The organism is Lentzea guizhouensis (assembly GCF_001701025.1).
GTDB lineage: Bacteria > Actinomycetota > Actinomycetes > Mycobacteriales > Pseudonocardiaceae > Lentzea > Lentzea guizhouensis.
The window spans coordinates 2,564,399-2,590,939 of sequence record NZ_CP016793.1; the positions used below are offsets into that span (position 1 = coordinate 2,564,399).

The 26,541-nt window shown below is 70.7% G+C and carries 30 protein-coding genes; 16 read left to right on the top strand and 14 right to left on the bottom strand.

The window, feature by feature from the left end; all coding sequences use genetic code 11:
- Nucleotides 1-99 precede the first annotated feature (99 nt).
- Nucleotides 100-915 carry a tryptophan 2,3-dioxygenase gene (locus BBK82_RS12840; RefSeq protein ID WP_065915222.1) on the top strand — a complete coding sequence of 272 codons (816 nt, stop codon included), beginning with the start codon at nt 100-102 and terminating at the stop codon, nt 913-915.
- Complete coding sequence (kynU, locus tag BBK82_RS12845) at nt 912-2,012, top strand: kynureninase (RefSeq protein ID WP_237048161.1); 1,101 nt, start codon at nt 912-914, stop codon at nt 2,010-2,012. Before BBK82_RS12840 ends, kynU begins: the two co-directional genes overlap by 4 nt.
- Here the strand turns inward: kynU and BBK82_RS12850 are convergent.
- Complete coding sequence (locus BBK82_RS12850; protein ID WP_065915223.1) at nt 2,002-2,730, bottom strand: oxidoreductase; 729 nt, start codon at nt 2,728-2,730, stop codon at nt 2,002-2,004. The two genes, kynU and BBK82_RS12850, sit on opposite strands and share 11 nt — an antisense overlap.
- A gap of 257 nt (nt 2,731-2,987) precedes the next feature.
- Here BBK82_RS12850 and acs point away from each other — a divergent pair, with 257 nt between their 5' ends.
- The 4 genes from acs (at nt 2,988) to BBK82_RS12870 (ending at nt 7,624) form a co-directional block, all read left to right on the top strand.
- The gene (gene acs, locus BBK82_RS12855; protein ID WP_065915224.1) at nt 2,988-4,970 is read left to right on the top strand and encodes an acetate--CoA ligase; all 1,983 of its coding nucleotides are present in this window, start codon (nt 2,988-2,990) and stop codon (nt 4,968-4,970) included.
- A 127-nt stretch (nt 4,971-5,097) separates the two neighbouring features.
- On the top strand, nt 5,098-6,264 hold the full coding sequence (gene nhaA / locus BBK82_RS12860; protein ID WP_065915225.1) for a Na+/H+ antiporter NhaA: 1,167 nt from the start codon (nt 5,098-5,100) through the stop codon (nt 6,262-6,264).
- Nucleotides 6,261-6,710: a phage holin family protein gene (locus BBK82_RS12865; RefSeq protein ID WP_065915226.1), complete on the top strand. Its 450-nt coding sequence runs from the start codon at nt 6,261-6,263 to the stop codon at nt 6,708-6,710. Before nhaA ends, BBK82_RS12865 begins: the two co-directional genes overlap by 4 nt.
- Nucleotides 6,707-7,624 (top strand): alpha/beta fold hydrolase, encoded by a 918-nt coding sequence (locus tag BBK82_RS12870; RefSeq protein WP_065921022.1) that lies wholly within the window; start codon nt 6,707-6,709, stop codon nt 7,622-7,624. The genes BBK82_RS12865 and BBK82_RS12870 overlap by 4 nt, the downstream gene beginning before the upstream one ends.
- Here the strand turns inward: BBK82_RS12870 and BBK82_RS12875 are convergent.
- Nucleotides 7,596-9,080, bottom strand: a complete 1,485-nt coding sequence (locus BBK82_RS12875; protein WP_065915227.1) for an FAD-dependent oxidoreductase — start codon at nt 9,078-9,080, stop codon at nt 7,596-7,598. The two genes, BBK82_RS12870 and BBK82_RS12875, sit on opposite strands and share 29 nt — an antisense overlap.
- 72 nt (nt 9,081-9,152) lie before the next feature.
- Between BBK82_RS12875 and BBK82_RS12880 the strand changes: the two genes are divergently transcribed.
- Nucleotides 9,153-9,851: a TetR/AcrR family transcriptional regulator C-terminal domain-containing protein gene (locus BBK82_RS12880; RefSeq protein WP_065915228.1), complete on the top strand. Its 699-nt coding sequence runs from the start codon at nt 9,153-9,155 to the stop codon at nt 9,849-9,851.
- Here BBK82_RS12880 and BBK82_RS12885 read toward each other — a convergent pair.
- From BBK82_RS12885 to nth, 4 genes are read right to left on the bottom strand one after another with little or no spacing between them, the layout of a single operon-like run.
- Entirely contained in the window at nt 9,829-11,016 is a 1,188-nt protein-coding gene (locus tag BBK82_RS12885) for a MarP family serine protease (protein WP_065915229.1), read from the bottom strand. The two genes, BBK82_RS12880 and BBK82_RS12885, sit on opposite strands and share 23 nt — an antisense overlap.
- Before the next feature lie 15 nt (nt 11,017-11,031).
- Nucleotides 11,032-11,700, bottom strand: a complete 669-nt coding sequence (locus tag BBK82_RS12890) for an NUDIX hydrolase (protein ID WP_065915230.1) — start codon at nt 11,698-11,700, stop codon at nt 11,032-11,034.
- Nucleotides 11,697-12,260: a TlpA family protein disulfide reductase gene (locus BBK82_RS12895; protein WP_065915231.1), complete on the bottom strand. Its 564-nt coding sequence runs from the start codon at nt 12,258-12,260 to the stop codon at nt 11,697-11,699. Before BBK82_RS12895 ends, BBK82_RS12890 begins: the two co-directional genes overlap by 4 nt.
- The gene (nth, locus tag BBK82_RS12900) at nt 12,257-12,964 is read right to left on the bottom strand and encodes an endonuclease III (RefSeq protein ID WP_237048387.1); all 708 of its coding nucleotides are present in this window, start codon (nt 12,962-12,964) and stop codon (nt 12,257-12,259) included. Before nth ends, BBK82_RS12895 begins: the two co-directional genes overlap by 4 nt.
- A 136-nt stretch (nt 12,965-13,100) precedes the next feature.
- Between nth and BBK82_RS12905 the strand changes: the two genes are divergently transcribed.
- From BBK82_RS12905 to BBK82_RS12915, 3 genes are all read left to right on the top strand, one after another.
- A complete protein-coding gene (locus BBK82_RS12905) occupies nt 13,101-13,340 on the top strand; it encodes a hypothetical protein (protein ID WP_065915233.1) in 240 nt (79 codons plus the stop codon).
- A gap of 207 nt (nt 13,341-13,547) precedes the next feature.
- Complete coding sequence (locus BBK82_RS12910) at nt 13,548-14,222, top strand: Crp/Fnr family transcriptional regulator (RefSeq protein WP_030469453.1); 675 nt, start codon at nt 13,548-13,550, stop codon at nt 14,220-14,222.
- Between the two features lie 380 nt (nt 14,223-14,602).
- A complete protein-coding gene (locus tag BBK82_RS12915; protein ID WP_065915234.1) occupies nt 14,603-15,856 on the top strand; it encodes an MFS transporter in 1,254 nt (417 codons plus the stop codon).
- A 1,003-nt stretch (nt 15,857-16,859) separates the two neighbouring features.
- Here BBK82_RS12915 and dnaN read toward each other — a convergent pair.
- The 3 genes from dnaN to BBK82_RS12930 form a co-directional block, all read right to left on the bottom strand.
- Nucleotides 16,860-17,954, bottom strand: a complete 1,095-nt coding sequence (dnaN, locus tag BBK82_RS12920; protein ID WP_065915235.1) for a DNA polymerase III subunit beta — start codon at nt 17,952-17,954, stop codon at nt 16,860-16,862.
- Between the two features lie 87 nt (nt 17,955-18,041).
- Entirely contained in the window at nt 18,042-18,851 is an 810-nt protein-coding gene (locus tag BBK82_RS12925; RefSeq protein WP_065915236.1) for an MBL fold metallo-hydrolase, read from the bottom strand.
- Nucleotides 18,852-19,643, bottom strand: coding sequence for an NUDIX hydrolase (locus BBK82_RS12930; protein WP_065915237.1), 792 nt, complete (start codon nt 19,641-19,643; stop codon nt 18,852-18,854).
- A 39-nt stretch (nt 19,644-19,682) separates the two neighbouring features.
- Here BBK82_RS12930 and BBK82_RS12935 point away from each other — a divergent pair, with 39 nt between their 5' ends.
- The 3 genes from BBK82_RS12935 to BBK82_RS12945 are packed head-to-tail and all read left to right on the top strand — an operon-like array spanning nt 19,683 to nt 21,348.
- Nucleotides 19,683-20,039 (top strand): hypothetical protein, encoded by a 357-nt coding sequence (locus BBK82_RS12935; RefSeq protein ID WP_065915238.1) that lies wholly within the window; start codon nt 19,683-19,685, stop codon nt 20,037-20,039.
- Nucleotides 20,040-20,053: 14 nt separating this feature from the next.
- Nucleotides 20,054-20,944, top strand: a complete 891-nt coding sequence (locus BBK82_RS12940; RefSeq protein ID WP_065915239.1) for a Gfo/Idh/MocA family protein — start codon at nt 20,054-20,056, stop codon at nt 20,942-20,944.
- Nucleotides 20,941-21,348 (top strand): tetratricopeptide repeat protein, encoded by a 408-nt coding sequence (locus BBK82_RS12945; protein ID WP_065915240.1) that lies wholly within the window; start codon nt 20,941-20,943, stop codon nt 21,346-21,348. Before BBK82_RS12940 ends, BBK82_RS12945 begins: the two co-directional genes overlap by 4 nt.
- Here BBK82_RS12945 and BBK82_RS12950 read toward each other — a convergent pair.
- Genes BBK82_RS12950 through BBK82_RS50150 form a run of 4 tightly spaced genes read right to left on the bottom strand, consistent with a single transcriptional unit; the run spans nt 21,320 to nt 23,717 of the window.
- Nucleotides 21,320-22,456: a hypothetical protein gene (locus BBK82_RS12950; protein WP_065915241.1), complete on the bottom strand. Its 1,137-nt coding sequence runs from the start codon at nt 22,454-22,456 to the stop codon at nt 21,320-21,322. The two genes, BBK82_RS12945 and BBK82_RS12950, sit on opposite strands and share 29 nt — an antisense overlap.
- Before the next feature lie 11 nt (nt 22,457-22,467).
- Nucleotides 22,468-23,070, bottom strand: coding sequence for a hypothetical protein (locus tag BBK82_RS12955; RefSeq protein WP_065915242.1), 603 nt, complete (start codon nt 23,068-23,070; stop codon nt 22,468-22,470).
- Between the two features lie 42 nt (nt 23,071-23,112).
- Nucleotides 23,113-23,565, bottom strand: a complete 453-nt coding sequence (locus BBK82_RS12960) for a RidA family protein (protein WP_065915243.1) — start codon at nt 23,563-23,565, stop codon at nt 23,113-23,115.
- On the bottom strand, nt 23,562-23,717 hold the full coding sequence (locus BBK82_RS50150) for a DUF4177 domain-containing protein (protein ID WP_086668176.1): 156 nt from the start codon (nt 23,715-23,717) through the stop codon (nt 23,562-23,564). The genes BBK82_RS12960 and BBK82_RS50150 overlap by 4 nt, the downstream gene beginning before the upstream one ends.
- Nucleotides 23,718-23,786: 69 nt before the next feature.
- Between BBK82_RS50150 and BBK82_RS12965 the strand changes: the two genes are divergently transcribed.
- The 3 genes from BBK82_RS12965 to bagB are packed head-to-tail and all read left to right on the top strand — an operon-like array spanning nt 23,787 to nt 26,196.
- Nucleotides 23,787-24,038 carry a hypothetical protein gene (locus BBK82_RS12965; protein ID WP_065915244.1) on the top strand — a complete coding sequence of 84 codons (252 nt, stop codon included), beginning with the start codon at nt 23,787-23,789 and terminating at the stop codon, nt 24,036-24,038.
- 44 nt (nt 24,039-24,082) lie between these two features.
- The gene (bagA, locus tag BBK82_RS12970; protein WP_065915245.1) at nt 24,083-25,075 is read left to right on the top strand and encodes an ATPase BagA; all 993 of its coding nucleotides are present in this window, start codon (nt 24,083-24,085) and stop codon (nt 25,073-25,075) included.
- Nucleotides 25,072-26,196 (top strand): ATPase BagB, encoded by a 1,125-nt coding sequence (gene bagB, locus BBK82_RS12975; protein ID WP_065915246.1) that lies wholly within the window; start codon nt 25,072-25,074, stop codon nt 26,194-26,196. Before bagA ends, bagB begins: the two co-directional genes overlap by 4 nt.
- A gap of 36 nt (nt 26,197-26,232) precedes the next feature.
- Here the strand turns inward: bagB and BBK82_RS12980 are convergent, their stop codons facing one another.
- On the bottom strand, nt 26,233-26,523 hold the full coding sequence (locus BBK82_RS12980) for a WhiB family transcriptional regulator (protein WP_065915247.1): 291 nt from the start codon (nt 26,521-26,523) through the stop codon (nt 26,233-26,235).
- Nucleotides 26,524-26,541: the final 18 nt, after the last annotated feature.

Consider the following 26,541-nt stretch of genomic DNA (forward strand, 5'->3'; position numbering starts at 1 on the left):
AAAGCTACTCGGCCACTTGTTTTGCGTTCGGAAGAGATTCGAGCCGAACGCCTTTCGTCGCCCATTCAGGTGGCGCGACCCGCGCGCGAGGATTGAGGCATGAGCTGCCCCGTGTCCCCCAAGCTGGATTTCGGCGGCACCACGCCGTACGAGGACTACGTGCACGCGTCGGTGCTGCACACCCTTCAACAGCAGTGGTCCAAAGATCCCCGCGAGATGTCGTTCCTGGTCATCACGCAGGTCATGGAGCTGTACTTCGGCCTGCTCTGCTTCGAGTGGCGCCAGGCCCAGACCGAGCTGCGCGCCGACGACCTGCGCGCGGCCGTGCGCACGTTGCGACGCTCCGACCTGCACCTGCAGGCGCTGTCCGCGGCGTGGCGGCCGATCGCCAGGATGACGCCGACCGAGTTCAACTCGTTCCGCGACGCGCTCGGCGAGGGCTCCGGCTTCCAGTCGGGCATGTACCGCGAGATGGAGTTCCTGCTCGGCGAGAAGTCCGCGTCGATGCTCGTGCCGCACCGCGCGGTGCCGGCGATGCACGCGCAGCTGGAGGAGTCGCTCTCGAAGCCGTCGCTGTACGACGACGTGCTGGCCGCGTTGAAGCGCCGCGGGTTCGACATCCCGGACGCCGTGCTGGACCGCGACCTCACCAAGGCCTACGAGCCGTCCGCCGAGGTCGAGCAGGTGTGGGCGGCGATCTACCGCGGTGACGACCGCGACCTGCTGGAGCTGGGCGAGGCGCTGACCGACATCGCCGAGGAGTTCGCGCGGTGGCGGTACGACCACCTGCTCGCGACCCGGCGGTCGATGGGCGCGAAGGTGGGCACGGGTGGGTCGGCTGGTGTTGCCTGGCTGGAGAAGCGCACCCAACGGTCGGTGTTCCCCGAACTCTGGACGGCGAGGAGCTACGTGTGAGGCGCGAGCTGTTCGACATCCCCGAAGGTGTCATCTACCTCGACGGCAACTCGCTCGGCGCACCACCGAAGCACGTCGCCGAGCGTGTCCAGGAGGTCGTGAAGCACCAGTGGGGCACCCGGTTGATCCGGTCGTGGTCCGAAGGCTGGTGGGAGGCACCGCAACGGATCGGTGACCGGATCGGCAGGCTCGTCGGCGCCGCACCCGGACAGGTCGTCGTCGGCGATTCCACGTCGGTCAACGTGTTCAAGGCGTTGATGGGCGCGGTGAAGGGCACCGGCCGCACCGAGATCGTGGTCGACGAGTCGACGTTCCCGACCGACGGGTACATCGCGCAGTCCGTGGCGTCGTTGACCGGGCTGAAGATCCGTCCAGCGCGTCCGTCCTCTTTGGACCTCACTGAGGACACCGCGGTGGTGCTGCTCAACCACGTCGACTACCGCACCGGCGAGCTGCTCGACATGGCGGAACACACCGAGCGAGCGCATGCCGTTGGCGCGCAGGTGGTCTGGGACCTCTGCCACAGCGCGGGCGTGCTGCCGATCGAGCTGGACGCGCTGAACGTCGACTACGCGATCGGCTGCACCTACAAGTTCTTGAACGGCGGGCCCGGCTCGCCGGCGTTCATCTACGTGCCGCACGCGAAGCAGGCCACGTTCGAGAACCCGCTGTCGGGCTGGAACGGGCACCGCGAGCCGTTCGGCATGCAGCCGTCCTACGAGCCGGATCCCGGCATCGTCCGGGCGCGGGTCGGTACGCCGGACATCCTGTCGATGCTGGCGCTCGACGCGGCGCTGGACGTCTGGGACGACGTGGACCTCGCCGAGCTGAGGCAGCGCGGGTTGCAGCTCACGGCGTTGTTCCGCGAGCACGTCCAGAAGCTCACGGACCTCGAGGTGGTCACGCCGGAGCAGCGCGGCAACCAGATCTCGGTGCGCTGCCCGGACGCGAAGAACGTCATGGACGAGCTGGTCAACCGCGGCGTCATCGGCGACCACCGGCCGCCCGACGTCCTGCGGTTCGGGTTCGCGCCGCTCTACGTGACCGACGAGGACGCGGTGAAGGCCGCCGAGGTCCTGGCCGACGTCATCCGGTGAGCGCGGCGTCCGCGATGCTCTTCGCCTCGCGGGCGCCCGACTCCAAAGCCGCGCAGACGAACAGGATCCACTGCGCCAGGCCGTCGAGCTCACCCGATGCGAACGCCACGGAGGCGGCCTCGTACTCGGAGGACTTGCGCAGGCAGTGCACCTCGGGCACGCCGAGGCCCTTCGGGTCGAGGCCGGTGGAGATCGACGTCAGCCTCGCCGCGGCGCGGGCCACGACGCCGTTCGCGACGTCGAACGGGGCGAGGCCGAGCAGTTCGCCGTGCACGACCGCGACGAGCACCGGTGCCGGCACCGACGTGCCACCGGTGACGAGCGAGCCGAGCAGGTCGAGCCGCTGCGACACGTCCTGCGAGACCCGCGGCCGGCCGACCTCTGAGGTCAGGTCCGCGGCGGCGAGGACGTGCAACCGCGCCAACGCCTGCAGCGGCGCGCGCTGCCACACCGCGACCAGCCCGCCCAACGCTTCCGCGATCCGCAACGAGCCGGCCAGCACCGGGTCGGAGACCTCGCCGGACGCCGGGATCTCGGTCGGACCGCCCTCCAGCGCCGCCGACGCACGGGCCGCGCGGACCGACGCCTCGGCCGCGGTCGTGGCCCAGCCGCGCAGGTTCACCCGATGGCGGTGCACCTGGAAGACGGCGTCCTTTGCGGCGTTCGCAGCATCTGCCACACCGGGCAAGGAAAGCAGCGGAGCGAGTGGGTCGGTCACGGTTGCGCAGAGTACCTGACCAGGTGAAACGCGTGACCCAGCTCACTGGGCGACCGTTGAGCGCGCAACCGCGCCCGTTCAACGCGCCACACGTGCCTGGACCAGACAAAACGGGTTACACAGTGTCAGCCGTGTAACCAACCTCCCAAGATTGGTCTGAACCTTTCGGGGGAGGAGCCTGTTGGAGTGAACTGGCTCGCACTACGGTCAGTACCCGCATCCCCAACCGGTCTGGACTTTCCAGGAGGTCTCGCACCATGACGCAGTCGCCAGGCCAGGGCAACGCCCTGGACAACCTGCTCACGGAGAGCAGGACGTTCCCGCCTTCGGACGAGTTCGCGGCGCAGGCGAACGCGAAGCCCGAGCTGTACGAGGAGGCGAAGGCCGACCGCGAGGCGTTCTGGGCGAAGCAGGCGGAGCGGCTGCACTGGGACACCAAGTGGAACCAGGTGCTCGACTGGTCGAACGCGCCGTTCGCCAAGTGGTTCGTCGGCGGCAAGCTCAACGTGGCCTACAACTGCGTCGACCGGCACGTCGAGTCCGGCCACGGCGAGCAGGTCGCGATCCACTGGGAGGGCGAGCCCGGCGACTCCCGCGCCATCACCTACGCCGAGCTGCAGCGCGAGGTCTCCAAGGCCGCGAACGCGCTGACGTCGCTGGGGATCGGCGCCGAGGACCGCGTCGCGATCTACATGCCGATGGTGCCCGAGGCGATCTTCGCGATGCTCGCGTGCGCCCGCGTCGGCGCGTTGCACAACGTCGTGTTCGGCGGCTTCTCCGCCGAGGCGCTGCGCACCCGCATCCAGGACTCCGAGGCCCGGCTCGTGATCACGACCGACGGCCAGTACCGCCGCGGCAACCCGGCGCCGCTCAAGCCCGCCGTGGACGAGGCCGTGGCCGGCGCGCCGTCGGTGGAGAAGGTCATCGTCGTCAAGCGCACCGACACCGAGGTCGCGTGGACCGACAAGGACGTGTGGTGGCACGAGCTGGTGGACGGCCAGTCCGACCAGCACACCCCCGAGGCGTTCGACGCGGAGCACCCGCTCTTCATCCTCTACACCTCGGGCACCACGGGTAAGCCGAAGGGCATCCTGCACACGTCCGGCGGCTACCTCACGCAGGCGTCGTACACGCACCACAACGTGTTCGACCTCAAGCCGGACACCGACGTGTACTGGTGCACCGCGGACATCGGCTGGGTCACCGGCCACAGCTACATCGTCTACGGCCCGCTGTCGAACCGCGTGACGCAGGTCGTCTACGAAGGCACGCCGAACACCCCGCACGAGGGCCGGCACTGGGAGATCGTGCAGAAGTACGGCGTCTCCATCTACTACACGGCGCCGACGCTGATCCGCACCTTCATGAAGTGGGGCGCGGACATCCCGGCCAAGTACGACCTGTCGTCGCTGCGCGTGCTGGGGTCGGTCGGCGAGCCGATCAACCCGGAGGCGTGGATCTGGTACCGCGAGAACGTCGGCGGCGGCAAGACCCCGATCGTCGACACGTGGTGGCAGACCGAGACCGGCGCGATCATGATCTCGCCGCTGCCCGGTGTCGTGTCGACCAAGCCCGGTTCGGCGCAGCGCCCGCTGCCCGGCATCGGCGCGAAGGTCGTCAACGACGAGGGTGTCGAGGTCCCGCACGGCGGCGGTGGCTACCTGGTGCTCGACGAGCCGTGGCCGTCGATGCTGCGCGGCATCTGGGGCGACGAGGAGCGCTACCGCGACACCTACTGGTCGCGCTTCGCCGACCAGGGCTTCTACTTCGCCGGTGACGGCGCCAAGTACGACAGCGACGGCGACCTGTGGCTGCTCGGCCGCGTCGACGACGTGATGAACGTGTCCGGTCACCGCATCTCGACCACCGAGGTCGAGTCGGCGCTCGTGTCGCACCCGACCGTGGCCGAGGCCGCCGTCGTCGGCGCGTCCGACGACACGACCGGCCAGGGCATCGTGGCGTTCGTCATCCTGCGCGGTGGCGCGGGTTCGGACGCCGGTGGCGCCGAGGCGATCAAGGCGCTGCGCGACCACGTGGCCAAGGAGATCGGCCCGATCGCGAAGCCGCGGCAGATCATGGTCGTGCCGGAGCTGCCGAAGACGCGCTCGGGCAAGATCATGCGCCGGCTGCTGCGCGACGTGGCGGAGAACCGCGCGGTCGGCGACGTCACGACGCTCGCGGACTCGTCGGTGATGGACCTGATCTCGGCTGGCCTGCAGTCGGGCAAGTCCGAGGACTGATCAGCTCAAACGTGACGGGCGTCCTCGGTCGAGGGCGCCCGTTCGCGTTAAGATCGCGTCAGGGTGAGCCGGGAAGTCTGGTCGGCACGAGGATTTGTCGTATCCGCTGACCACCGCTGGGAGCCCCGTGTCGCGCAAGAAGGCCGTCGTCGCCGAGTTCGCCCGTTACCTCCGCACCGAGACCGTCGGCGGCACCGTGCTGCTCGCCGCCACCGCCGTCGCGTTGCTGTGGGCCAACTCGCCGTGGTCACCGGCCTACTTCGGGCTGCGCGACCTGCACCTCGGGCCGTTGTCGGTGGGCGACTGGGCCAAGGACGGCCTGCTGGCCATCTTCTTCTTCGTGGCCGGCCTCGAGCTCAAGCGCGAGCTCGTCGTCGGTGAGCTGTCGAACTTCAAGGCAGCCGTCCTGCCGATCGTCGCGGCGATCGGCGGCATGATCGTGCCCGCGCTGGTCGCGCTGGGGATCGGGTGGGGGCAGCCGGGCATCGAGAAGGCGTGGGCGATCCCGGTGGCGACGGACATCGCGTTCGCGCTCGGGGTGCTGGCGCTGACGGCGTCGGGGCTGCCGTCGAGCCTGCGGGTGTTCCTGCTGTCGCTGGCGGTGGTGGACGACCTGGGCGCGATCGTGGTGATCGCGATCCTGTTCACGGCGAAGTTCAACCTGCTCGCGGCCGGTGCCGTGGTGGTGTTGCTGGCGCTCTACTGGTTCCTGCAGCACAAGAGGATCACCAGCGCCTGGGTGTACGTGCCGATCGCGCTGGCGACGTGGTGGTTCATGCACGAGTCGGGCATCCACGCCACGATCGCGGGCGTCGCGCTCGCGTTGCTGACGCGGGTGCGGCGCGACCCGTACGAGCAGGAGGCGCCGGCCGTGCGGCTGGAGCACCGGCTGCAGCCGTGGTCGGCCGGGGTGGCGGTGCCGGTGTTCGCGCTGTTCGCGGCGGGTGTGCCGGTGGGCGCGGAGGCGCTCGGCAAGCTCGTCGACGACAAGATCGCGATCGGGGTGATGGTCGGGCTGGTCGTGGGCAAGGTGATCGGGATCGTGGGGGCGTCGGCGCTCGCGGTGTGGTTCAAGGCGGCGGTGTGGCCGTCGGGTGCCGGACCGCGCGACATCGTGGCGGTGGCGACGCTGGGCGGGGTCGGGTTCACCGTCAGCCTGCTGATCGCGGACCTCTCGCTGGCCGAGCCGGAGACCGCGAAGGCCGCCGTCCTGATCGCCTCGATGATCGCGTCGCTGCTCGCGGCGGTGTTGCTCATTCGTCGCAGCCGGGCGCATGGCACCATGTCCGGGTGACCACCAGGGAGCACATCGCGTCGATTCCGCTGACCGCTGACGACCCCGCGGCCGAGGCCTCGATCGGCGGCCTGGTCCGCGACGCGACCGCGCACGTGTCGACTTTGGTCAGAGCGGAGGTCGAGCTCGCGAAGGGCGAGATCGCCGCCGAGATCAAGAAGGCGCTCAAGGGCAGCGTCTTCTTCATCGTCGCGCTGACGGTGTTGCTGTTCAGCCTGTTCTTCCTGTTCATGGCGCTGGGCTTCGGCTTCACCGAGTGGTTCGGCTGGTACGCCTGGGCGGGCTTCGGGCTCACGTTCGTGCTGATGCTCGTGACCGCGGGCCTGTTCGCGTTCCTCGGCTACCGCAAGGTGCGCAAGATCAGGGCACCGGAGAAGTCGATCGCGGCGGCGCGGGACACCGTGGCGGCGCTGCGCCACCGCGACTCCAGGGGCGACGACAACTGAGCCGCAAACCCGACCCGTCGGTGGTGCGGGTCGCGGGGCCGTGGACGCACCGCGACGTCTCGGCCAACGGCATCCGCCTGCACGTCGCCGAGCTCGGCGAGGGACCGCTCGTGCTGCTGCTGCACGGGTTCCCCGAGTTCTGGTGGTCGTGGCGGCACCAGCTGACCGCGCTCGCCGAGGCCGGCTACCGCGCCGTGGCCGTCGACCTGCGCGGCTACGGCGACTCGGACAAGCCACCGCGCGGCTACGACGGTTTCACCCTCGCGGGTGACATCGCGGGCCTGGTGAAGGCGCTCGGCGCCCCGCGCGCCCACCTGGTGGGGCACGCCTGGGGTGGCCTGCTGGCGTGGACGGCCGGCGCGATGCACCCCCGGCTGGTCTCGTCGGTCTCCGCGCTGTCGGCCCCGCACCCGCTGGCGTTGCGGCGTGCGTTCCGCCGTCCGTCGCGGTTGAACAAGCACGTGCTGAGGTTCCAGCTCCCGCTGTACCCGGAGCGGTGGCTGACGCGGGAGAACGGCCTGCAGGTCGCCAAGCTGCTGTCGGCGTGGTCCGGGCCGAAGTACCGCAGCGCACCCGAGTTCGACGAGGTCATCCGCCGCTGCCGGCAGGCGGTGCTGGTGCAGGGCGTGGCCCACAGCGCGATGGAGTACTACCGCTGGGCCGTGCGCTCCCAGTTGCGCGGCGACGGCCGCCGGTTCGCCGAGGCCGTCGACAAGCCGCTGCTGATGCCGGTGCTGCAGGTCCACGGCGAGCTGGACACGGTGATGCTGGAGTCGACCGCGCGGGCGTCGCGGCCGTGGCTCGGCCCCGGCTCGGAGTTCCGCTCGCTGCCCGAGGTGGGGCACTTCCCGAACCAGGAAGCGCCGCACACCACGAGCAGGCTGCTCACCGAGTTCCTGCGGAAGACGTCCTGAACGCCTCCGCCAGCTCCCGTTCCGGGTCGTCGGGCAGGTCGGTCGCCCGCCAGGCGACGTAGCCGTCCGGGCGGATGAGCGAAGCGCCCTTTTCGGACAGTCCGAACGCGTCGAGTCGCGCAACCGGTTCGTACCGCACGTTCAGGGGCTTGGCCGCGTCCGCCCAGAGCTCGTCGTTCGCGACCAGCACCCAGCCGCGTTGGAACAGGTCCAAGGTGGACTTTCCGGGCTCGACCCACACGTGCGGAGCGCGGGTGCCGGGCTGGCCGTTCCACTGCTCGGGGAGCTGGGCGGGAGGCAGGTCCGGTCCGGCGCCGAGCACCGCGGCCGAGCGGTAGAGCACGCCGAAGTGCATGGCGTTGTTGTCGTGGAGAGGTCCGTCGTCCGGCTGGCCGTCGCGGTTGTGGCCGTCGTTGCGGGCGAAGATCTGCTGGTGGCACAGGGTTGCGACCGGTCGTCGTTCCGCGTCGTAGGTGTCCAGCAGGGACGGTCGTGACTCGCCGGTCAGCACCGCGGCGAGCTTCCAGGCGAGGTTGTGCGCGTCCTCGATGCCGACGTTCGCCCCGAACCCGCCGCGGCTGGGCGGCAACGTGTGCGCGGCGTCGCCGGCGAGGAAGACCCGGCCCTGGCCGAACCGGTCGGCGACGCTCGCGCTGATGGTCCAGCGGCCGGTCGTGATGATCTCGACGTCGAGGTCGTCGCGGCCGATGGCCTGGAAGATCTTCTGCCGCAGCTCCGGCTCGGTGTACTCGCGGTCGTCGAGCATCAGCACCCAGCGGCCGTCGCCGTAGGTGGTCAGGAAGCCGACGTCGTCGATCACGAACTGGCCGATGCCGTCCTTCAGGTACTCGTCGAGCGGCGCGCGGAACAGCACGCTGCGCGAGGTGTGCATGAACCCGCGGCCGGTCCGGGTGATGCCGAGCTGTTCACGGACCGGGCTGCGGTGGCCGTCGGCCGCGACGAGGTAGTCGGCGCGGATCTCGTACGGCTCGCCATCACCCTGCACGACCGCCGTGACACCCTCGTCGTCCTGCGCGAACTCCAGCATCCGGGTGCTCATCCGGATGTCGGCACCGAGCTCGCGGGCCTTGTCCCGCAGGATCGGCTCCATCCGGTCCTGCGCCACCCCGACACCCCTGACCGGCGAGTACTCGACGTCCGAGAGCTCGGCGGGCGGCGTCCAGAACGTCTCCTCGTACCTCTTCCCGACCAGGCTCTCCGCCCGCACCCGCCGGACGCCGAAGCCCTTGCTCATCCGGCTCGCCGGCAGCTCCTGCTCGAGTCCGACCGCCCGCAGCAGCTCGCCGACCCGCGCGTTGAACCCGACCGCGCGCGGGTGCGGTGAGCTGCCCGGATGCTTCTCGACCAGCGTCACGTCCACCCCGCGCCAGGCCAGGAACAACGCGGCCGACGTGCCCGCCAGGCCTCCCCCGACCACCAACACCTGCGTCTTCATCGCCTTCTCCCTTCGATACGCTGTATTCATCAATACACTGTATCGTCATGAGACGGTGTATTGTCCAGCGCGATGTCGAAGGAAGCCGTGTGGGACCGCCCAGAGCCGCCCAGCAAGCCGTCGCCGGTCCCGTTGAGCAGGGAGCTGATCGTGGGTGCCGCGATCAGGCTCGCCGACGCGGGCGGACTCGACGAGGTGTCGTTCCGCAAGGTCGCGGCGGCCCTGAACGCCGGCCCGATGCGCCTGTACGGCTACGTGGAGACCAAGGACGAGCTGCTCGACCTGATGGTCGACGAGGTCTACGGCGAGATCACGCCGCCGTCGCCGTCAGCGGACTGGCGCTCCGGGCTGAAGCACGTCGCCCACGGCCTGCGGGATGCGGCGAGGCGGCACGAGTGGTTCATCGACCTGCTCAGCGGCCGCCCGCACCAGGGCCCGAACGCGCTGGTGCACATGGAGACCACGCTCGCCACGGTCCGGTTCGCCGACATCGACCAGGTGCTCGGCGCGGTCGGCGCGGTGATGGCGTACGTGTTCGGCGCCGTCCGCGGCGAGATCACCGAGCTGCGCGCGGAACGGTCGAGCGGCATGACCGAGGAGCAGTGGCAGCGCGCGTCCGGGCCGTACATGGAACGGATGCTCGCCACCGGCCGGTTCCCGCTGCTGGGCCGGGTCATGCACGAGTCGAGCGACCGCGACCCGGTGCAGGTGTTCGAGACGGGGCTGGACTACGTGCTGGACGGGATCGCTACGAGGCACAACCTTGCGTAGAGGCCCGGCGGGTGAGCGACGGCGCCTTCTGCACCATCTCCTTCACCTGCTGCGCGGTCAGCACGAACCCGGTCTCCGGGTCGTCCACCGCGGCACCGAACACCACGCCCATCACCCGGCCGTTCGGGTCGACCAGCGGGCCGCCGGAGTTGCCTGAGCGGACCTCGGCGCGAACCGTGTAGACGTCGCGGGTCACGGTCTGCGCGTCGTAGATGTCCGGGCCGCGCAGCAGCGGGATCCGTTCGCGGACGCGGGCGGGCTTGGCGAGGTACGGGCCGTCGAGCGGGTAGCCGAGCACGATGCCGCCCTCGCCCGCCGGCACCTCGTCCGCGCGGAACTGCAGCGGCGTGGCCTCCAGGTCGGGCACCGCGAGGATGGCGACGTCGACCTTGGGGTCGTAGAGCACGACGGTGGCGTCGAACTGGCCGCGGCCGACCTCGACGGTGACCTCGTTGGTGCCGGCGACGACGTGGGCGTTGGTCATGACGCGTTCGGGGGCGATCACGAAGCCGGTGCCCTCCAGCGCGCGCGAGCACGAGGGGGCGCGGCCGCGGACCTTCAGCACCGAGGACTTCAGCCGGTTCACGACCGGGGAGTTCGCCAGCGCGCCGTCGGGCGGGCCGACGTCCTTGAGCGGCGTGCGGTTGAACGGGTCCATCGCCTGCGGGAAGCCCGAGACGTCGAAGAGCTTCTGCAGGTCGTCGGACAGCACGCGGGCGGCCTGCGGCATCGTCTCGTTGACCTTGCCGAGGATCACCGAGTTGCGCAGCGAGGACGTGAGGTCGGGCAGGCCCACGACCGAGGTGAGCGGCAGGGCGATCATCCAGGCCACGACGAAGACGACGATGCCCTGCACGATGGCGCCCAGCGCGTTGTCCGCGCCGCGCAACGGGGACGCGTTCACCCGCGCCTTGATCGTGCGCCCGATGTAGACGCCGATCGTCTCGCCGAGCGCCACCAGCAGCACGACGATGCCCACGGCGAAGACGACCTTGGTCACCACGTTCTCGAACTGGGACACGAGCAGCGGTGCGATCTGGGTGCCGAGGATCAGGCCGACGAGCACACCGACGAACGCGGGCAGCGCGACGACCATGCCCTGCCTGGCCCCCGACACCGCGGCGATCGCGGCAAGGCCCAGCACGAGCAGGTCAACCCAGTTCAACCGACTACCTCCGCCTCACTGTGTAGCGCGCAACGCTAGTTCAAGGTCACGCACGTCGGTCGCGTCCCACGGCTGTTCCCAGCCGCCGAGTGCGATCAGGCCGTTCAGCAGTCCCGCGGTGAAGCCCCACACCAGCATGCCCGGTGCGGAGAAGGCCGCTCCGACGTAGCCCGCGGGGTGGCGCACCCGGAACCTGTTGGCAGGATCGGCGAGGTGCGCGACCGGCACCCGAGCGACGGCGGCGGTCTCTGCCGGGTCGACGGGGGCGACGGGGCTCGGCTGTTCCCAGTAGGCGAGCACGGGGGTGACCACGAAACCCGACACCGGCACGTACAGCTCCGGCATCACGGTCAGTGGTCTCACTCCTGACTCAAGTACACCGGTCTCCTCGTAAGCCTCGCGTAATGCCGTGGCCACGGGTCCGTCGTCGGTCGGGTCGGCGGCCCCACCGGGGAACGCGACCTGGCCGGGGTGCGAGCCGAGCGTGTCCGCGCGGCGCAGCAGCAGGACGTCGGGACCGTGGTCGGCGTTGTCGCCGAAGAGCATCAGCACCGACGCCGGCCTGCCGCCGGACGCCGGTGCCTTGATCTTGCTGAACGTCGTGGCGTCGATCTCCTCGGTCGCCTTCACGAGGCGCTGCATCCAGTCCGGCAGATCGGTCACCGGCTCGGTTGCCCCGTTCATCGCACCGCCTTCTCCACCTGCTCGGGCGTCGTGAAAAGCGGCGGGTCCGTGACCTGCCTGACGGTCCCGTCCGCTGATATGTAATACGTGGCGGGCAGCGTCACCGGCGCCTTCACACGTTTGCGCAGCTCGTCCGCCCCGTCGTGGACCGACGGCAGCCGCACGCCCAGCTTGGCGAGCAGCTCGAGGCCGTCCGCCTCGGTGCTCTCCACGAGAACTGGGACGACCGGGACGGCGTCCGGTTGCTTCGCGTAGGCGTCCAGCACCGGCAGCTCCTTCTGGCACGGCTGGCACCAGGTCGCCCAGAAGTTGATCAGGAGCGGCCCCTTGAGCGCGAGGTCCGTCCGGGTGCCGTCACCGAGGCACGTCACGCCGACGCCGCCCTCGCCGCCGGGCACGCACGGCCGCAGCTGGGCTTGCGCGCGCAACTCCACCACGTCCTGCGACGGCCGGCTCGACCTGACGGGCTGCTGCGGTGCCTGGTCGCGCGGCCACAGCGCGACGACCCCGGCGACGCCGAGGACGAGCACCAGGACCAGCCAACGGGTGCGGTTGTTCACCCCACCAGCTTCTCACCGGCCCGCACCCGTTCGGCGAGCTCGATCAGGCGAGGCTTCTCGTCACCCTTCACGAGCTTCTCCGCCTTGACCGGGTCCTCCGGGCCGAGGCCGTAGGACGGGCAGTCCTTCATCAGCAGACAGGCACCGCACGCAGGCGTTTTGGCGTGGCAGACCCGGCGGCCGTGGAAGATGATCCAGTGCGAGGCCATCGTCCAGTCGCGCTTCTCGACGAGCTCGCCGATCGCGTGCTCGACCTTGACCGCGTCCTCCAGGTCGGTCCACCCGAACCGGCGCACCAGCCGACCGAAGTGGGTGTCGACTGTGATGCCGGGCACATCGAACGCGTTGCCGAGAACCACGTTGGCCGTCTTGCGTCCTACACCGGGGAGCTTGACCAGCTCGTCCAGCTTGCCGGGAACCACACCGTCATGCTGCTCCACAAGAGCGGCACCGAGACCCATCAGAGACGTCGCCTTGTTCCGGTAGAAACCGGTCGGGCGGATCATCTCTTCGAGCTCCACCCGGTCGGCTCCGGCGTAGTCGGCGGCCGTCGGGTACTTCGCGAAGAGCGCGGGAGTGACCTCGTTGACCTTCTTGTCGGTGCACTGCGCGGACAGGACGACCGCCACGACCAGCTCGAGCGGCGTGGTGAAGTCCAGCTCGCAGTGGGCGTCGGGGTATCCCTCGGCAAGCGTGCGCACCATCCGGCGAGCCCTGCGGGTCAGGCCGAGCTTGGTTTCCGGCTTCTTGGCTGTGGGCACAGATTCAGCGTAGTCAACACGCCGGAAGCACCCCCTAGACGCGTACTCGAATCCCTCATGCGCCAGACTGCGGAGCATCATGACTGCCTGGTTTGTGATCGTCGTCCCGATCGTGATCATGTTCTTCGCGCTCTTCATGGAGCGCGTCGAAGCGAGGCTCCGGCACGTGGCCGTGCAGGAGAACGAGGTCGAGGAGTTCCTGGAGTCCGCCAGGCCCGAAGAGGTCAAGGCGCTCTACGGACACGGCATCGGTCGCGCGCTGGAGCTGTTCCGCCTGCGCCGCCGCGGTCGTGGGAGCGTGCGCAAGCGCGTCCGCTGATGTCCCGGTTCGGCGTCTGCACCCGAATGGCGTACACTGGCTCGTTGGGCTCTGGATCGAGTCAGTGCGGTTGTTCCTACCAAGACGGCGAGCCGAGCGGCGATCCACAACGCAGCCCTTAGACTGCAACGCAGTGATCGGCGGCACGGCGCTGACTCCACCAAAGATGGTGGTAGGCGTGCCGTCGCGTCGATTAGGAGGGACGAGGTGGACGAGACCCTGGCGCGAGCGGGCATCTTCCAGGGAGTTGACCCGGCAGCCGCAGAGGCGCTGGCTCAGACCCTGGAGACGGTGGAGTTCCCGCGTGGCCATGTGATCTTCGCGGAAGGTGAGCCGGGCGACCGCCTGTACATCATCCAGTCCGGCAAGGTGAAGATCGGCCGCAAGTCGCCGGACGGCCGCGAGAACCTGTTGGGGATCTTCGGACCTTCCGACATGTTCGGTGAACTGTCCATTTTCGACCCCGGCCCCCGCACGTCGACGGCGACGACGGTGACCGAGGTGCGCGCGGTGTCCATGGACCGCCCCGCGCTCCGTCAGTGGATCACCAACCGGCCGGAGATCGCCGAGCAGCTGCTGAGGGCTCTGGCCCGCAGGCTGCGCCGGACGAACTCGATGCTGGCCGACCTGATCTTCACGGACGTGCCCGGCCGCGTGGCCAAGGCGTTGCTGCAGCTCGCACAGCGCTTCGGCTCGCAGGAGGCCGGCCTGCTCCGCGTCACGCACGACCTGACGCAGGAGGAGATCGCCCAGTTCGTGGGTGCGTCGCGCGAGACCGTGAACAAGGCCCTGGCCGACTTCGCGCACCGCGGCTGGCTGCGGCTGGAGGGCAAGAGCGTGCTGATCCTGGACCCGGAGCGCCTGGCGCGCCGCGCACGCTAGCAAGTTTCAGTTCTGTCGAGTCCGCCCCCGAGCGAGGCGGACTCGACAGAACGCTGACCAACACAAAGGACCGGGCGCCACCCCCGACGTGGCGCACCGGTCCTTTGTGTTGCACGGCCCATCCCCCGACGAACCGTGCCTTCCATCCCTCTGGCGCGCAGGCCCCGACCCTCAAGCCAGAGGTTGGTCTCGATCGGTGAGTCAACTTTCGCACGTCCCCCACCGTGACGCTCAAGCTTTTTCACCCCGAAAGAGCCCGTTCGGGTGGTTTTAGTTGCATCTTTCACCCGGTCATCCCACTCCCGTGACCCGATTGCAACCGGGGTGACACCGCGCACCCAAACTGGTACTTCCGTACCAGGTTTGGCACACTGGTACACATGTCCCACTCTGCCCGTCTCTCCGACTACCGTGCTGCCCTGACGACCCCCGGCATGCGCGGCCCCGTGGTCGCGTCCCTGCTCGCCCGCCTCCCCATCGCGATGGTCGGGCTCTCGCTGCTGCTCTACGTCGAGCGCGCCACGGGTTCGTTCGCGGTCGCCGGTCTGGTCTCGGCGGCAGCACTGGTGGGCGTTGCGCTCGGCTCTGTCGTCCAGGGCCGGCTGATCGACCGCTTCGGCCCCACCCGCCCACTGCTGGTCGTCACCGGCTTCTTCGGTCTTTTCGTCACCGTCTCGGTGATCTCCGTCGAGGCGGGCCTGCCGGTGTTCCTGCTGGTCCCGCTCGCCCTCGGCGTCGGTGCGACCGAGCCGATGGTGGGTTCGGCGTCACGGGCGCTGTGGGAGCGGATGGTCCCGGCCGGCCCGACCCGGATGGCGGGCTACGCCTACGAGGCGATCTCGATGGAGGTCTTCTTCATCCTCGGTCCCGGCCTCGCGGGCGTGCTGCTGGCGGCCCCGTGGGCAGGCACCGGCGTGGTCGTCGGCGCGGTGCTGATGGTCGTCGGCGCACTGTGGTTCGCCCTGAACCCGGTCGTCCGCGAATGGGGCGCGACCGCCGCTGTCTCCCGCCCGCTGCTCGGCGCCTTCGCCTACCCCGGCATGCGCACGGTGGCGCTGGCCGCACTGGGCTTCGGCGTGACGATCGGCTTCGTCGAGGTAGCGGTCCCGGCGTTCGCCAAGGCCGAGGGCCACGCCTCGATGGGCGGCCTGATGCTGTCGCTGTGGTCGATCAGCTCGGTGATCTTCGGCGTCCTCTACGGCATGCGCCCCTGGCCGCGCCCGATGCACCTGCGCCTGCCGGTGCTGCTCGGCGGCTTCGGCCTGCTGTCCCTGCTGCTGGCCATCCCGGCCTCACTGGTCGGCCTGGGCGTGGCACTGTTCGTGGTCGGCACCCTGATCACCCCGCAGTCGACCGCCCACTCCGCCGCGATCGAGCAGGTCACGCCCAACGGCATGGCCGCGGAGGCGTTCGGCTGGGTGATCACCTCGGTGACCGTCGGCCTGGCGATCGGGCAGGGCCTGTCCGGACAGCTGATCGAGCACTTCGGCACGCGGCCGGCGTTTTTGGCGGCTGGCATTGCCGGGTTGGTGATCGCCGGGGCGGTGTGGGCGCTGCGCGGGACTGTGCGGCGTGGGGTGCCGAGCGGAGAGGGCTTGCCGGTGCGGTCGGAGATGGAGCTGGTGGCTCGGTGAGTTTTTCTGGGTCCTGAGCAGGGCCGATGGGGTTCGTGGTTGGGAGGCACGCCGGGGACGGCGTGCCTTTCGGCGTTGCATGGGGTCACCCGGTGGGGTGAAAGGTGTCCTGATGGGGCTCGGGCTGCGTCCCGTGATTAGGAGGAACGCGGGGAGGGAGCGCAGGGGATGGGTGGGCCGGGCTAGAGCGAGGCAGGCCGCGTTGGGCATGGGGTGCAACCAGGGCAGGGCAGCGCGCCGGGCAAGCCAGGCGCGGCACGGCAGGCAAGGCGGGTAGGGCAGGCGGGCAAGCAGGCACCCAGGTGGACGCGGGTGGACGGGCATGGGTGGACGGGCTTGCAGTCGCGCGGATAGGCGGCCAGGCACGCGAACGGGCGGATGACAGGGCGGGCACGCGGGTGGGCGGATGGGCGGGCTCGCGAGGGACTAGCGCGGTGCCAACACCGGGCAGCCGGGCAGCCGGGCCGGGCAGCCGGGCAGCCGGGCAGCCGGGCAGGACCAGCGTGGCACCGGCAGGGCGACGGACCGCAGCCCGGTGGCGGCGGTGGGAAGTCCGGCGCCGCCGCCCGCGCCGCGTCGGCCAAAGGCTCGGTACGACTGCTGGCGGGCGAGGCTGGCACCGTCGCAGAGCCCGTCAGGCCCGACAGCACAGGGGCAGCAGCGCAGGGTCGACAGCGCGGAGTTGGTAACGGCGCCCACGACCGGCAGCGCGCACGAACCGCAATGCACGGAGCTGGCAATGCACGGAGCTGGCAGCGCACAACGAGCAGCGCGCCTGGGTTCGTCGTGCCCCGCAGCGAGCCGAGCTCGCCGTGACAAGCCGGCCGGGCTCGCCATGCAAGCCGGCCGGGCTCGCCATGCAAGCTGGCCGGGCTCGCCATGCAAGCTCGCGGGGTTCGTCGTGCCCAGCAGGCCGGGCTCGTCGTACCCAGCAGCGGGCCGGGCTCACGTCCCAGCGCGGTCGGTGGCCTGAGCGTTCAAGCCACCGACCGCAGCGGAGCAGTCAGGCGACCGAGCGCATCGGCACGACCAGGTAGGTGAGTTCCACGCCGTCCTCGCCCGGCGGGGAGGTGAGGACGGTGGAGCGGAGGCCGTCCTGGATGCGGAGCTCGATGCGGCGGCCGGCGAAGGCCTTCAGGGCGTCGGCGAGGTAGCGGGCTTGGAAGGTTTTGGTGAGGCGGTTGCCTTCGACGGTGGCCTTGACGAACTCCTCGGCCTCGCCGGTGGTGGGGTCGCTGCTCTTGATGCGCAGCTCGCTGTCTTCCACCTGGATGGTGACGGCTTGGTGGGGGCCGCCGTAGGGGGTGGCGCGGCGGACGGCGCGGGAGAGGGCATCCGCGTCTACCAGGACTGTGCTGTCGATGGTGGTCTCCAGTAGTCGGCGCGCTCGGTCGTCCGGGAACGGGGCGGCCAGGAGTGCGGTGGAGAGGGAGTTGTGGTGCCAGGCGAGGCCGATGCGGTCGGCGTCGGCGTGGAGGGCGACGGTGCCCTCGGACTGGCGGGCGGCTTCGGCCAGAGCCTTGGCGGGGACCAGGACGTCGACGGAGCCGGTGGACTGCCACGGGAGTTTGGCGTAGGCCATGCGGTAGCGGTCGGTGGCCATGAGGTGCAGGTGGGCCTCGTCGGACTGGATGCGGATGCCGGTGAAGATCGGCAGGGCGTCGTCCTTCGAGGCGGCGCCGGCGACTGCGGCGAGCACGCGCAGGTGTGCGGCGGCGACGGTGCCTCGCAGCGGGGGCAGGGCGGGGATGCCGGGGTGGTCGTGCAGGTCGAGCAACGGCAGGGCGAACCTCGCCTGGTCGGTGCGCACGGCGAGGCGGGAGCCCTCGACCCGCAGGCGGACCTGGGGCTCGTCGAGGGCCTGCAGGGTGGCGGCGAGTGCCTTGGCGGGCACCAGCACCTCCCCTTCGGTGTGCGCGGACGCGGGCTTGGTGAGGCTCACGGCGTGTTCGTGGTCGCTGCCGGCGACCTCAACGCCGGTGGCGGTGGCGCGCAGGCGGACGCCGGCGAGCACGGGGTCGAGCACGCGGGCGGGCAGCAGCCGCGCCACCTCGGCGACGGCGCCGGCGAGCTCGGAAGTGGTGGCGGTGAGGTCCATGAGGGCGACGCTAGCGGGCACCCCTGACAATTTTCGGCGTGCTCGACCGCGGCGAGGTAGCAGATCCCGGCGGGCGGCCGGAAACGGTCAGCCCTCGGCGCGCAAGTACTCCAGCTGTGCCCGCACCGACCACTCCGCGGCCGGCCACAGCACCCGGTCGACGTCGGCGTAGACGACCTCCACCACCTGGCGCGGAGTCGCGGAACCGCCCAGCGAAGCCACCGCGCGGCGCACCTGGTCCAGGCGCTGCACGCGGTGTGCGAGGTACGCCCGTGCGGCCTCCCCCGCGTCGGCGAGCTCGGGGCCGTGGCCCGGCAGCACCGCGGTGTCGGGAGGCAGGTCGGCGAGGACCTTCAGCGACTCGAAGTAGTCGCCGAGCTTGCCGTCCGGGTGGGCGACGATCGTGGTGCCACGGCCCAGAACCGTGTCACCGGTCAGCACGGCCTCGCCGTCGAGCACGAAGCACAGCGAGTCGCTGGTGTGGCCGGGCGTACCCAAAACGCGAAGTTCCAGACCGGAGCTTGTGACCACGTCACCGTCGACCAGACCCTCGGAACCGAAGACGAACGTCGGGTCGAGCGCGCGCACCGGAGCCCCGACGAGCTCCGCGAACGAGCGGGCCCCCTCGGAGTGGTCGGGATGTCCGTGCGTCAGCAGGATCTCCGACACCGGCCCGACCGACGCGATGCGCTGAAGGTGCACCGGATCAAGCGGCCCCGGATCGACCACCACGTACGACGCCGCGTCCGGGGCCTTCAGCAGCCACGTGTTGGTGCCGTCCAGAGTCATCGGCGACGGGTTGTCGGCAAGCAGCACGGCCGCGTGCCGAGTCACCTGGCGCAGCTGCCCGTACAACGGGTGCGCCGCGCGGGCACCGATCAACGGGGACCCGCTCATTCAGAGCACCACCCTGATCACGTCACCGTCGCGGACCAGCTTCGGGATGATCTTCTCGACGCTGCGCTCGGCCTCCATGACCGCCGCCACCGACCCCAGCGCGCCCACCTCGTCCAACGTCCGCCACGTCGGCGGCATCAGCATCCGGCGCCCCTCCTCGGCGTCGCGCAGGGCCTCGGCGGGCGTCTGCCAGGCCGCGTCGGACGCCTCGGTCGTGGCGCCGTCGGCGTGCTGGCCGGTGGGCAGCGCCGCGACGAAGAACCGCGTGTCGTAGCGGCGCGGTTCCTCGGCCGGGGTCACCCAGTTCGCCCACGGCCGCAGCAGGTCCGCCCGCAGCACCAGGCCTGCCGCGGCGAGGAACTCCGCCAGCGACAGCCCCCGGTCGACCAGCGCCTGCCGGGCCTCCGCGTACACCGACGCGTCCGCGACCACGGAAGTCGGCGAGGGCCCCGCCAGCAGCACGCCGGACTCCTCGAACGTCTCCCGCACCGCCGCGCACACGAAGGCGCGGGCGAGCGACTCGTCCACCCCGAACACCGACCCCCACCACGACGGCGGCGGACCGGCCCACGCGACCGACGTGTCCGCGTCGCGCGGGTCCACGCCTCCGCCGGGGAACACGGTCATGCCGCCCGCGAACGCCATCCCCTTCACCCGCCGCAGCAGGAACGCCTCCACCCCGGCCGCACCGTCGCGCAGCAGCACCACGGTGACCGCGTCACGGGGTTGCGCGGGTTGGGCGACCGGCGCCGCGGGTACCAGGTTTCCCGGCAAGGTCATGTCCTCGGGCATCCTCCGAGCGTACGACCGTGCTTACCCGAGGATGGTGTGATGGCGACGAAGGTCTCCGGCTGCCTGGTGAAGATGCTGCTGGTCCTGTTCGGAGTGGTGGTGGGAACGGGACTGACGGCGGTGACCGGTGTCCTGCTGTTCCTGCCCGACCGCACGACCGTGATCAGCGTGAACCCGACCGCCGAGTCCCCCGGCGTGTACGTGAAGAAGGTCGAGCGGATGGTCGGCGGCACCGGCTACGAGATCTGGCTCGGGCCGACGGCCGACCGCGGCCACGTGGTGACCGTTCCCGCTGGGTGGGAACACGACCCCGAACGCGAGAGCACGCCCGACGGCATGCGGCTCAAGTTCGACAACGGGGGCGAGATCTTCGTCCCCAAGGCCAGTTACTCCTGAGGCAGGATGGGCGAGTGGACGAACAGCTGCGCGTAGGACTCGTCGGTGCCGGCCCGTGGGCGGAGATGGTCCACGCCCCCGGTCTCGCGAACCACCCCGGTACCCGGCTCACCGGTGTCTGGGCCCGTCGGCCGGAGGCCGCCCAGGAGCTGGCGAACGCACACGGCGCCGAAGCCTGCACGTCCTACCAGGACTTGTTGTCCACTGTGGACGCCGTGGCGTTCTGCGTGCCGCCGGGCGTGCAGGGCCCGATGGCGATCGAGGCGGCGAACGCGGGCAAGCACGTGATCCTGGAGAAGCCGATCGCGGAGTCGCGGGAGGTCGCGGAGGACCTCGCCGGGGCCGTGGCGGACGCGAACGTGGCCTCGCTCGTCGTGCTGACCCGCCGCTACGCGCCGGAGACCAAGGAACTGCTCAAGCAGCTGCACCGCACCGGCGGCTGGACCGGTGCGGACGGCCGCTGGCTGACCGGCGCGCTGCTGGACGGGCCGTTCTCGAACTCGCCGTGGCGGCACGAGAAGGGCGCGCTCGACGACATCGGCCCGCACGCGTTCGACCTGCTGGACGCGGCGCTCGGTGAGATCACCGACGTGATCGCGGCGAACGTGTCGGAGACCGGGCTGTGGCAGCTGATCCTGCAGCACGCGGGTGGCGCGACGAGCACGGTGACGCTCACCCTGTCGTTGCCGCTGCAGCCGCCGTTCGCGGACTTCACCGTGTTCGGGCCGAACGGGCACCGGACGCTCAACAGCCGCGACACGTCGGCGGCGGAGTGCTTCACGAACCTGCTCGACGACTTCGTGGCGATGGTGCACAGCGGCACCACCACGCACGAGTGCGACGTGCGGCGCGGGCTGCACCTGCAGAAGGTCATCGACCTGGCGCGGCGCAAGGCGCAGGGGTGAGGTTCGACCCGGCGACGCTGCGGGAGGTACCGGACGAGTACGAGGCCTGGACGCAGATCGGCGTCGCGGCACGGGTGCTCGGCGAGCTGGAGCTGGCCGAGCGGGCGTTGACGAAGGCGTTCGAGCTCAGGCCGTCGACGGCGGCCCGGCTGCGGCTGGCGCACGTGTACCAGTGGCAGGGGCGCTTCGCCGAGGCGCACGCCGAGTTCCGGCGCGCCCACGAGTCCGGGGAGATGCGCGACTTCGTGCACCAGCACTGGGGGAAGTGCTACTTCGACGAGCAGCGCTACGCCGAGGCGCGTGAGCACTTCCGCCAGGCGCTGGAGCTGCGGGAGGGCGGTGACCCCGCGTTGATCGAGTCAACGCGGGTCGCCCTCACTGCTGCTGATGCCCGTTGTTCGTAGCCCCGAACGCCGACTGGCGCGCCGAGGACCGGTCGATCTGCCAGCGGCCGGTGTCGGACATCTTCGCGCCGGACTGCTCGCGCTGCGCCAGCTCCTCGTGCAGCTGCTGCAGCAACGCGCGCTCGCGCTCGCTGAGGTTCGCGTCCACCGTGGACGGCTCCGCGGGCGGTTCGGCCAACGCTGCCTGCAGGGCCGCGAGCTCGTCCGGGTTCAGCTCCGTGGTCACCTCGGCCCGGTTGATGGGCGTGGGTTCCGGCAACGGCTCCGGCTCCGGTTCGGCCGAGGCGACGGCGATCCGCTTCACGGGCTTGGGCGGGAAGGGCTGCGAGCCTTCCAGGGACGGGGTTCGGGCATAACGTGAGCCGGTCTCTTCCACCACTGGCTCCGGCGCCGGTGTCGGCTCGGCCATCGGCGCCGGAGCGGGAAGTTCCTCTGACTGGTCGAACCAGGCGGCCTCGTGGCCGACGTTCGCCGGTGCCGGTGGTGGCATCGCGGCCACCGGGGACCCGGAGACCGGTACCGGGCGCGACGACGTCACCGCGGAGGCGTGGTAGTCGCCGAGCTGGCTGCCCACCGTCAGCACCTCGACGGAGGCGCGGATGCCGGCCTTGCGCAGCACCGTGTCGACCCGGTAGGCGGTCGCGGGCGCGAAGCCCTGCGGACCGACGTCCACCAGCACGACGCGCTGCGGCAGCGGGCCCGGTGTGGCCCCGGCCGGCGACGAGCGCCAGACGCACCGCACCGCGCGCACGTCCGGCAGCACCGACACCGCGCGCGACAGCAGCGGCGCGAGGTCGGCCGCCGGGTCGGAGTCGGAGGTGAAGCGGTGCCGGATGAACGGCAGCACCTCGACCACCGGCAGCCGGTCGGTCAGCGACGCGTCGGAACGCACCTCGTGCAACGCCCAGGTGATGGCCGCTCTCTCGTCCGGGAGCACCGGGATGCCACCGGCCACGAGCGTGCCGACGAGAAGTTCGACCGCGCGGTCCAGCTCTCCGACGGCGAGGAACTCGCGCGCCAGCGACAGGGCGTCGTCATCGACGCGCCCGGCCATCGACAGCAGGAGATCGTGCAGACGGACCGGCAGGCCGACACCGTCGTTCGTCACGTCAACTCTCCTTAGCTGAGCACCAGGTGCTCCTCGGACTCGGCGCCGGCACACACCAGCTCCGATGCCGCCAGCGCCGCCCGGTGGTAGGGCGGCAGGTCCATGCCGGACGGCACGACCTCGACGCACGGGTCGGGCTCGCCCAGCGCCCGCAGCACGCGCTGCAGCTCGCCGGTCAGCCGGGCGTGGCCGGTGGTGGCCGCCACCAGCAGGACGCGGTTGACCCCGGAAGGGCCGATGCGCCAGCAGGAGCGAACCTCACCGACCCCGTGCCGGCCTCGCAGCGTGGCACCGAGCACGACGGTCGCGGAATCCCCCATCGGCACCCGATCGGGTGATTCCGGGGAAAAGGTGTAGTCGGTGGGCGGCAGTTCGTCCAGCCCTTTGACCGAACTGACAGCTCCCGGTTCGGCCCCGTAGGGCACGAGGGCGTCCTGCAAAAGGCGCATCTCATGATCGGTCAGAGGGATGCGCCCGTGCAGCAGCGTGCGCGGCAACGACCGCGCGAGCACCGCGTACGCGTCCGAGGCGGCCCAGTCCCGGTACCGCCACAGCAGGTCGTCCGGAAGGCGTCCGGCGAGCCGCAGCAGCAGTTCGTGGCACGTGTCCGACATGTCACACCCTTCAGCGGAAACCCGGGACGAGCACCGGGAACCTCAGACCTCGACGATCAGTTCGACCTCGACCGGCGCGCCGATCGGCAGCTCGGCGACACCCACGGCGGACCGGGCGTGCTTGCCCGCGTCACCGAAGATCTCCCCCAGCAGCTCGGACGCCCCGTTCACGACACCGGGCTGGCCGGTGAAGCCTTCTGCGGAGGCGACGAAGCCCACAACCTTCACGATCCGCTTGATCGAGTCAACGCCCACGAGGTCGTGGACCGCCGCGAGCGCGTTCAGGATGCAGGTCCGCGCGTACGCCTTGGCCTCCTCCGGGGAGACGTCGGCACCGACCTTGCCGGTCGCGGGCAGCTGGCCGTCGACGAACGGCAGCTGACCCGACGTGTACACCCACGACCCGCTCCGCACGGCCGGCACGTAGGCGGCGAGCGGGGCGGCGACACCGGGGAGCTCGATGCCGAGCTCCTCCAGACGGGCCGACCAGGTCATGCCTTCACCCGCTTCAGGTACGCGACGTGCTGCTCACCGGTGGGGTTGGTCAGCACGGTGACCAGCTCCCAGCCGTCCTCGCCCCACTGGTCGAGGATCTGCTTGGTGGCGTGGATCAACAGCGGCACGGTCGCGTACTCCCACTTCGTCATGCGCGGAAGCCTAACCCGCCACCCGAACGCCCTCTGCGCGGTTCCGGCGGATCGGGCTACCTTGATCACATGGAGACCTGGCGCATCATCGCCACCGGCGCGTTCCTGGTGGGCGGGCTGGTGATGGTGCTCGTCGCGATGGCCCTGGTGCGCGACCGCAAGCACAGCCAGCGCTTCCAGGTCTGGCAGGCGGGACTGATCGGACTGGCGGTCGTGGCCGTCATCACGCTCGGCATCGCGTTCTTCCTGCCATCGGTCGTGGCGTGGGCGTTGGTCGCGGCGACCGTGGCGGCCGTTCTCTTCCTCACCCTGGTCGATTGACCGGCCGATCCACGTCCAGCCGGATTCACACATAGTCTGGACAGGTGACGTCGTGGACCGAGGAGCTGACCCGAGCCCGCCTGCACGTGGTCTCCGGCAAGGGCGGCACCGGGAAGACCACGGTCGCCGCCGCGCTCGCACTCGCGCTCGCCACCGGAGGCCGCCGGGTGCTCCTGGTCGAGGTCGAGGGCAGGCAGGGCATCGCCCAGCTGTTCGACCGCGCCCCGCTGCCCTACTCCGAGGAGCGGATCGCCTCCGCGCCCGGCGGGGGTGAGGTGCACGCGCTGGCGGTCGACGCGGAGGCGGCGCTGCTGGAGTACCTGGCGATGTTCTACAACCTCGGCTTCGCCGGCCGGACGCTGCGCAAGATGGGCGCGATCGAGTTCGCGACCACGCTCGCCCCCGGTCTGCGCGACGTGCTGCTGACCGGCAAGGTCAAGGAGACGGTCAACCGGACCGGCGACGGCGGCAGGCACTGCTACGACGCGGTGGTGCTGGACGCGCCGCCGACCGGGCGGGTGGTGAAGTTCCTGGACGTCACGAAGGCCATGGCCGACCTGGCGAAGGTCGGGCCGATCAAGGGGCAGAGCGAGGGCGTGGTGCGGCTGCTGCACTCCGGTGACACGGCGGTGCACCTGGTCGCGCTGCTGGAGGAGATGCCGGTGCGCGAGACGCTCGACGCGGTCGCCGAGCTGGACGCCGCGGACCTGCGGCCCGGTGCGGTGCTGGTGAACCGGGTGCACCCGACCCGGCTGCCCGCCCGGTCCCTGCCCGCCGCGGCGGGCGGCGAGGTGGACGCCTCACGGGTGCGGGCCGGGCTCGTGGCCGCCGGGCTGGACCTCGCCGAGGAGACGCTGGACGACCTGGTCGAGGAGACCGTCGAGCACGCCATCCGGGTGCGGTCGCAGCAGGAGGCGATGGAGCTGCTGCGCGAGTCGGACCTGCCGACGCTCGACCTGCCGGAGCTGACCGACGGGGTGGACGTGGCCGCGCTCTACGAGCTGGCCGAGGTGCTGGTCGCGGCGGGTGTGCGGTGAACCGGCTCGACTTCGACCCGTTGCTCGACGACCCGGCGACGCGCGTGCTGGTGTGCTGCGGGTCGGGTGGCGTCGGCAAGACCACGACGGCGGCGGCGCTGGCGTTGCGGGCGGCCGAACGCGGCAGGCGCGTGGTGGTGCTGACGATCGACCCGGCGCGCCGGCTGGCGCAGTCGCTGGGGCTGCGGGAGCTCGACAACCACCCGCGCGAGGTCGTCGTCGAGGGCTTCGAGCCCAAGGGCGAGCTCTTCGCGATGATGCTGGACATGCGCCGGACGTTCGACGACATGGTGCTGACCCACGCCGGGCGCGACCGGGCCGACCAGATCCTGTCGAACCCCTTCTACCAGACCATCTCGTCGTCGTTCTCCGGCACGCAGGAGTACATGGCGATGGAGAAGCTGGGCCAGCTGGTGGCGCAGGACGAGTGGGACCTGATCGTCGTCGACACCCCGCCGTCGCGGTCGGCGCTCGACTTCCTGGACGCGCCGCAGCGGCTGTCCACGGTGCTCGACGGCAAGTTCATCCGGATGCTGTCGGCGCCGGCGCGAGCGGGCGGCCGCGGTCTGATGAAGATCGTCGGCACCGGGTTCAGCCTGTTCACGCGCGCGGTCTCGACGATCGTCGGCGGCCAGCTGCTGCAGGACGCGTCGACGTTCGTGCAGGCCTTCGACAGCATGTTCGGCGGGTTCCGCGAACGGGCCCAGCGCACCTACGAGCTGCTCCGCTCACCGGGCACCGGGTTCGTCGTGGTGGCGGCCGCGGAGCCGGACGCGCTGCGCGAGGCCAGCTACTTCGTGGAACGGCTCAGCGCGGAGAACATGCCGCTGTGCGGGCTCGTCGCGAACAGGACCCACCCCGTGCTGGCGGTGGACCTGCCCGCGGCGAAGGCCCACGCCGCGGCGGACGACCTCGACCGTTCCGGTGAGGCGCCGCTCGCGGCGGCGGTGCTCCGGCTGCACGCGGACCGGGTCGCGGTCGCCGATCGGGAGAAGCGGCTGCTCGCCCGGTTCACGCGTGCCCACCCCGGTGTCGCGCTGGTCGGCGTGCCCGCGTTGCCCGCGGACGTGCACGACCTCGACGGCCTGCGCGAAATCGGGCGCAGGCTCGCCGGGGAGTAGTGCCGTGTTGATCTTTTGTGCCGGGACGGGCCGGGACTAACCGACCCGCGTGTCCTCGGTGTGCTCCTGGCGCGCATTGTCGAGCAATTCGTACCAAGACAAAACGTCAGGACGACGACGCAGCAGAGCGCGTCGTTCACGCTCCGTCATGCCACCCCAGACACCGAACTCGATCCTGTTGTCGAGCGCTTCGGCCAGGCATTCCATGCGCACCGGGCAACCCAGGCACACGAGCTTCGCCTTGCGCTGCTCCGCACCCCTGACGAAGAGCTGATCCGGCTCCTCGTCCCGGCACGAAGCGTTGATACGCCAATCCCCCTGGTTCATATCCCCCACTCCTCAGTG

Coding starts and splice junctions, on each gene's coding strand:
- acs (WP_065915224.1), top strand. CDS start 2,988: ATGACGCAGTCGCCAGGCCAGGGCAACGCCCTGGACAACCTGCTCACG.
- BBK82_RS12955 (WP_065915242.1), bottom strand. CDS start 23,070: ATGTCGGACACGTGCCACGAACTGCTGCTGCGGCTCGCCGGACGCCTT.
- BBK82_RS12925 (WP_065915236.1), bottom strand. CDS start 18,851: ATGAGCGGGTCCCCGTTGATCGGTGCCCGCGCGGCGCACCCGTTGTAC.
- BBK82_RS12965 (WP_065915244.1), top strand. CDS start 23,787: ATGGAGACCTGGCGCATCATCGCCACCGGCGCGTTCCTGGTGGGCGGG.
- BBK82_RS12840 (WP_065915222.1), top strand. CDS start 100: ATGAGCTGCCCCGTGTCCCCCAAGCTGGATTTCGGCGGCACCACGCCG.
- BBK82_RS12960 (WP_065915243.1), bottom strand. CDS start 23,565: ATGACCTGGTCGGCCCGTCTGGAGGAGCTCGGCATCGAGCTCCCCGGT.
- BBK82_RS12935 (WP_065915238.1), top strand. CDS start 19,683: ATGGCGACGAAGGTCTCCGGCTGCCTGGTGAAGATGCTGCTGGTCCTG.
- nth (WP_237048387.1), bottom strand. CDS start 12,964: ATGGTGCGCACGCTTGCCGAGGGATACCCCGACGCCCACTGCGAGCTG.
- BBK82_RS12905 (WP_065915233.1), top strand. CDS start 13,101: ATGACTGCCTGGTTTGTGATCGTCGTCCCGATCGTGATCATGTTCTTC.
- BBK82_RS12890 (WP_065915230.1), bottom strand. CDS start 11,700: ATGAACGGGGCAACCGAGCCGGTGACCGATCTGCCGGACTGGATGCAG.
- BBK82_RS12930 (WP_065915237.1), bottom strand. CDS start 19,643: ATGCCCGAGGACATGACCTTGCCGGGAAACCTGGTACCCGCGGCGCCG.
- BBK82_RS12875 (WP_065915227.1), bottom strand. CDS start 9,080: ATGAAGACGCAGGTGTTGGTGGTCGGGGGAGGCCTGGCGGGCACGTCG.
- BBK82_RS12915 (WP_065915234.1), top strand. CDS start 14,603: ATGTCCCACTCTGCCCGTCTCTCCGACTACCGTGCTGCCCTGACGACC.
- dnaN (WP_065915235.1), bottom strand. CDS start 17,954: ATGGACCTCACCGCCACCACTTCCGAGCTCGCCGGCGCCGTCGCCGAG.
- BBK82_RS12880 (WP_065915228.1), top strand. CDS start 9,153: ATGTCGAAGGAAGCCGTGTGGGACCGCCCAGAGCCGCCCAGCAAGCCG.
- BBK82_RS12980 (WP_065915247.1), bottom strand. CDS start 26,523: ATGAACCAGGGGGATTGGCGTATCAACGCTTCGTGCCGGGACGAGGAG.
- BBK82_RS50150 (WP_086668176.1), bottom strand. CDS start 23,717: ATGACGAAGTGGGAGTACGCGACCGTGCCGCTGTTGATCCACGCCACC.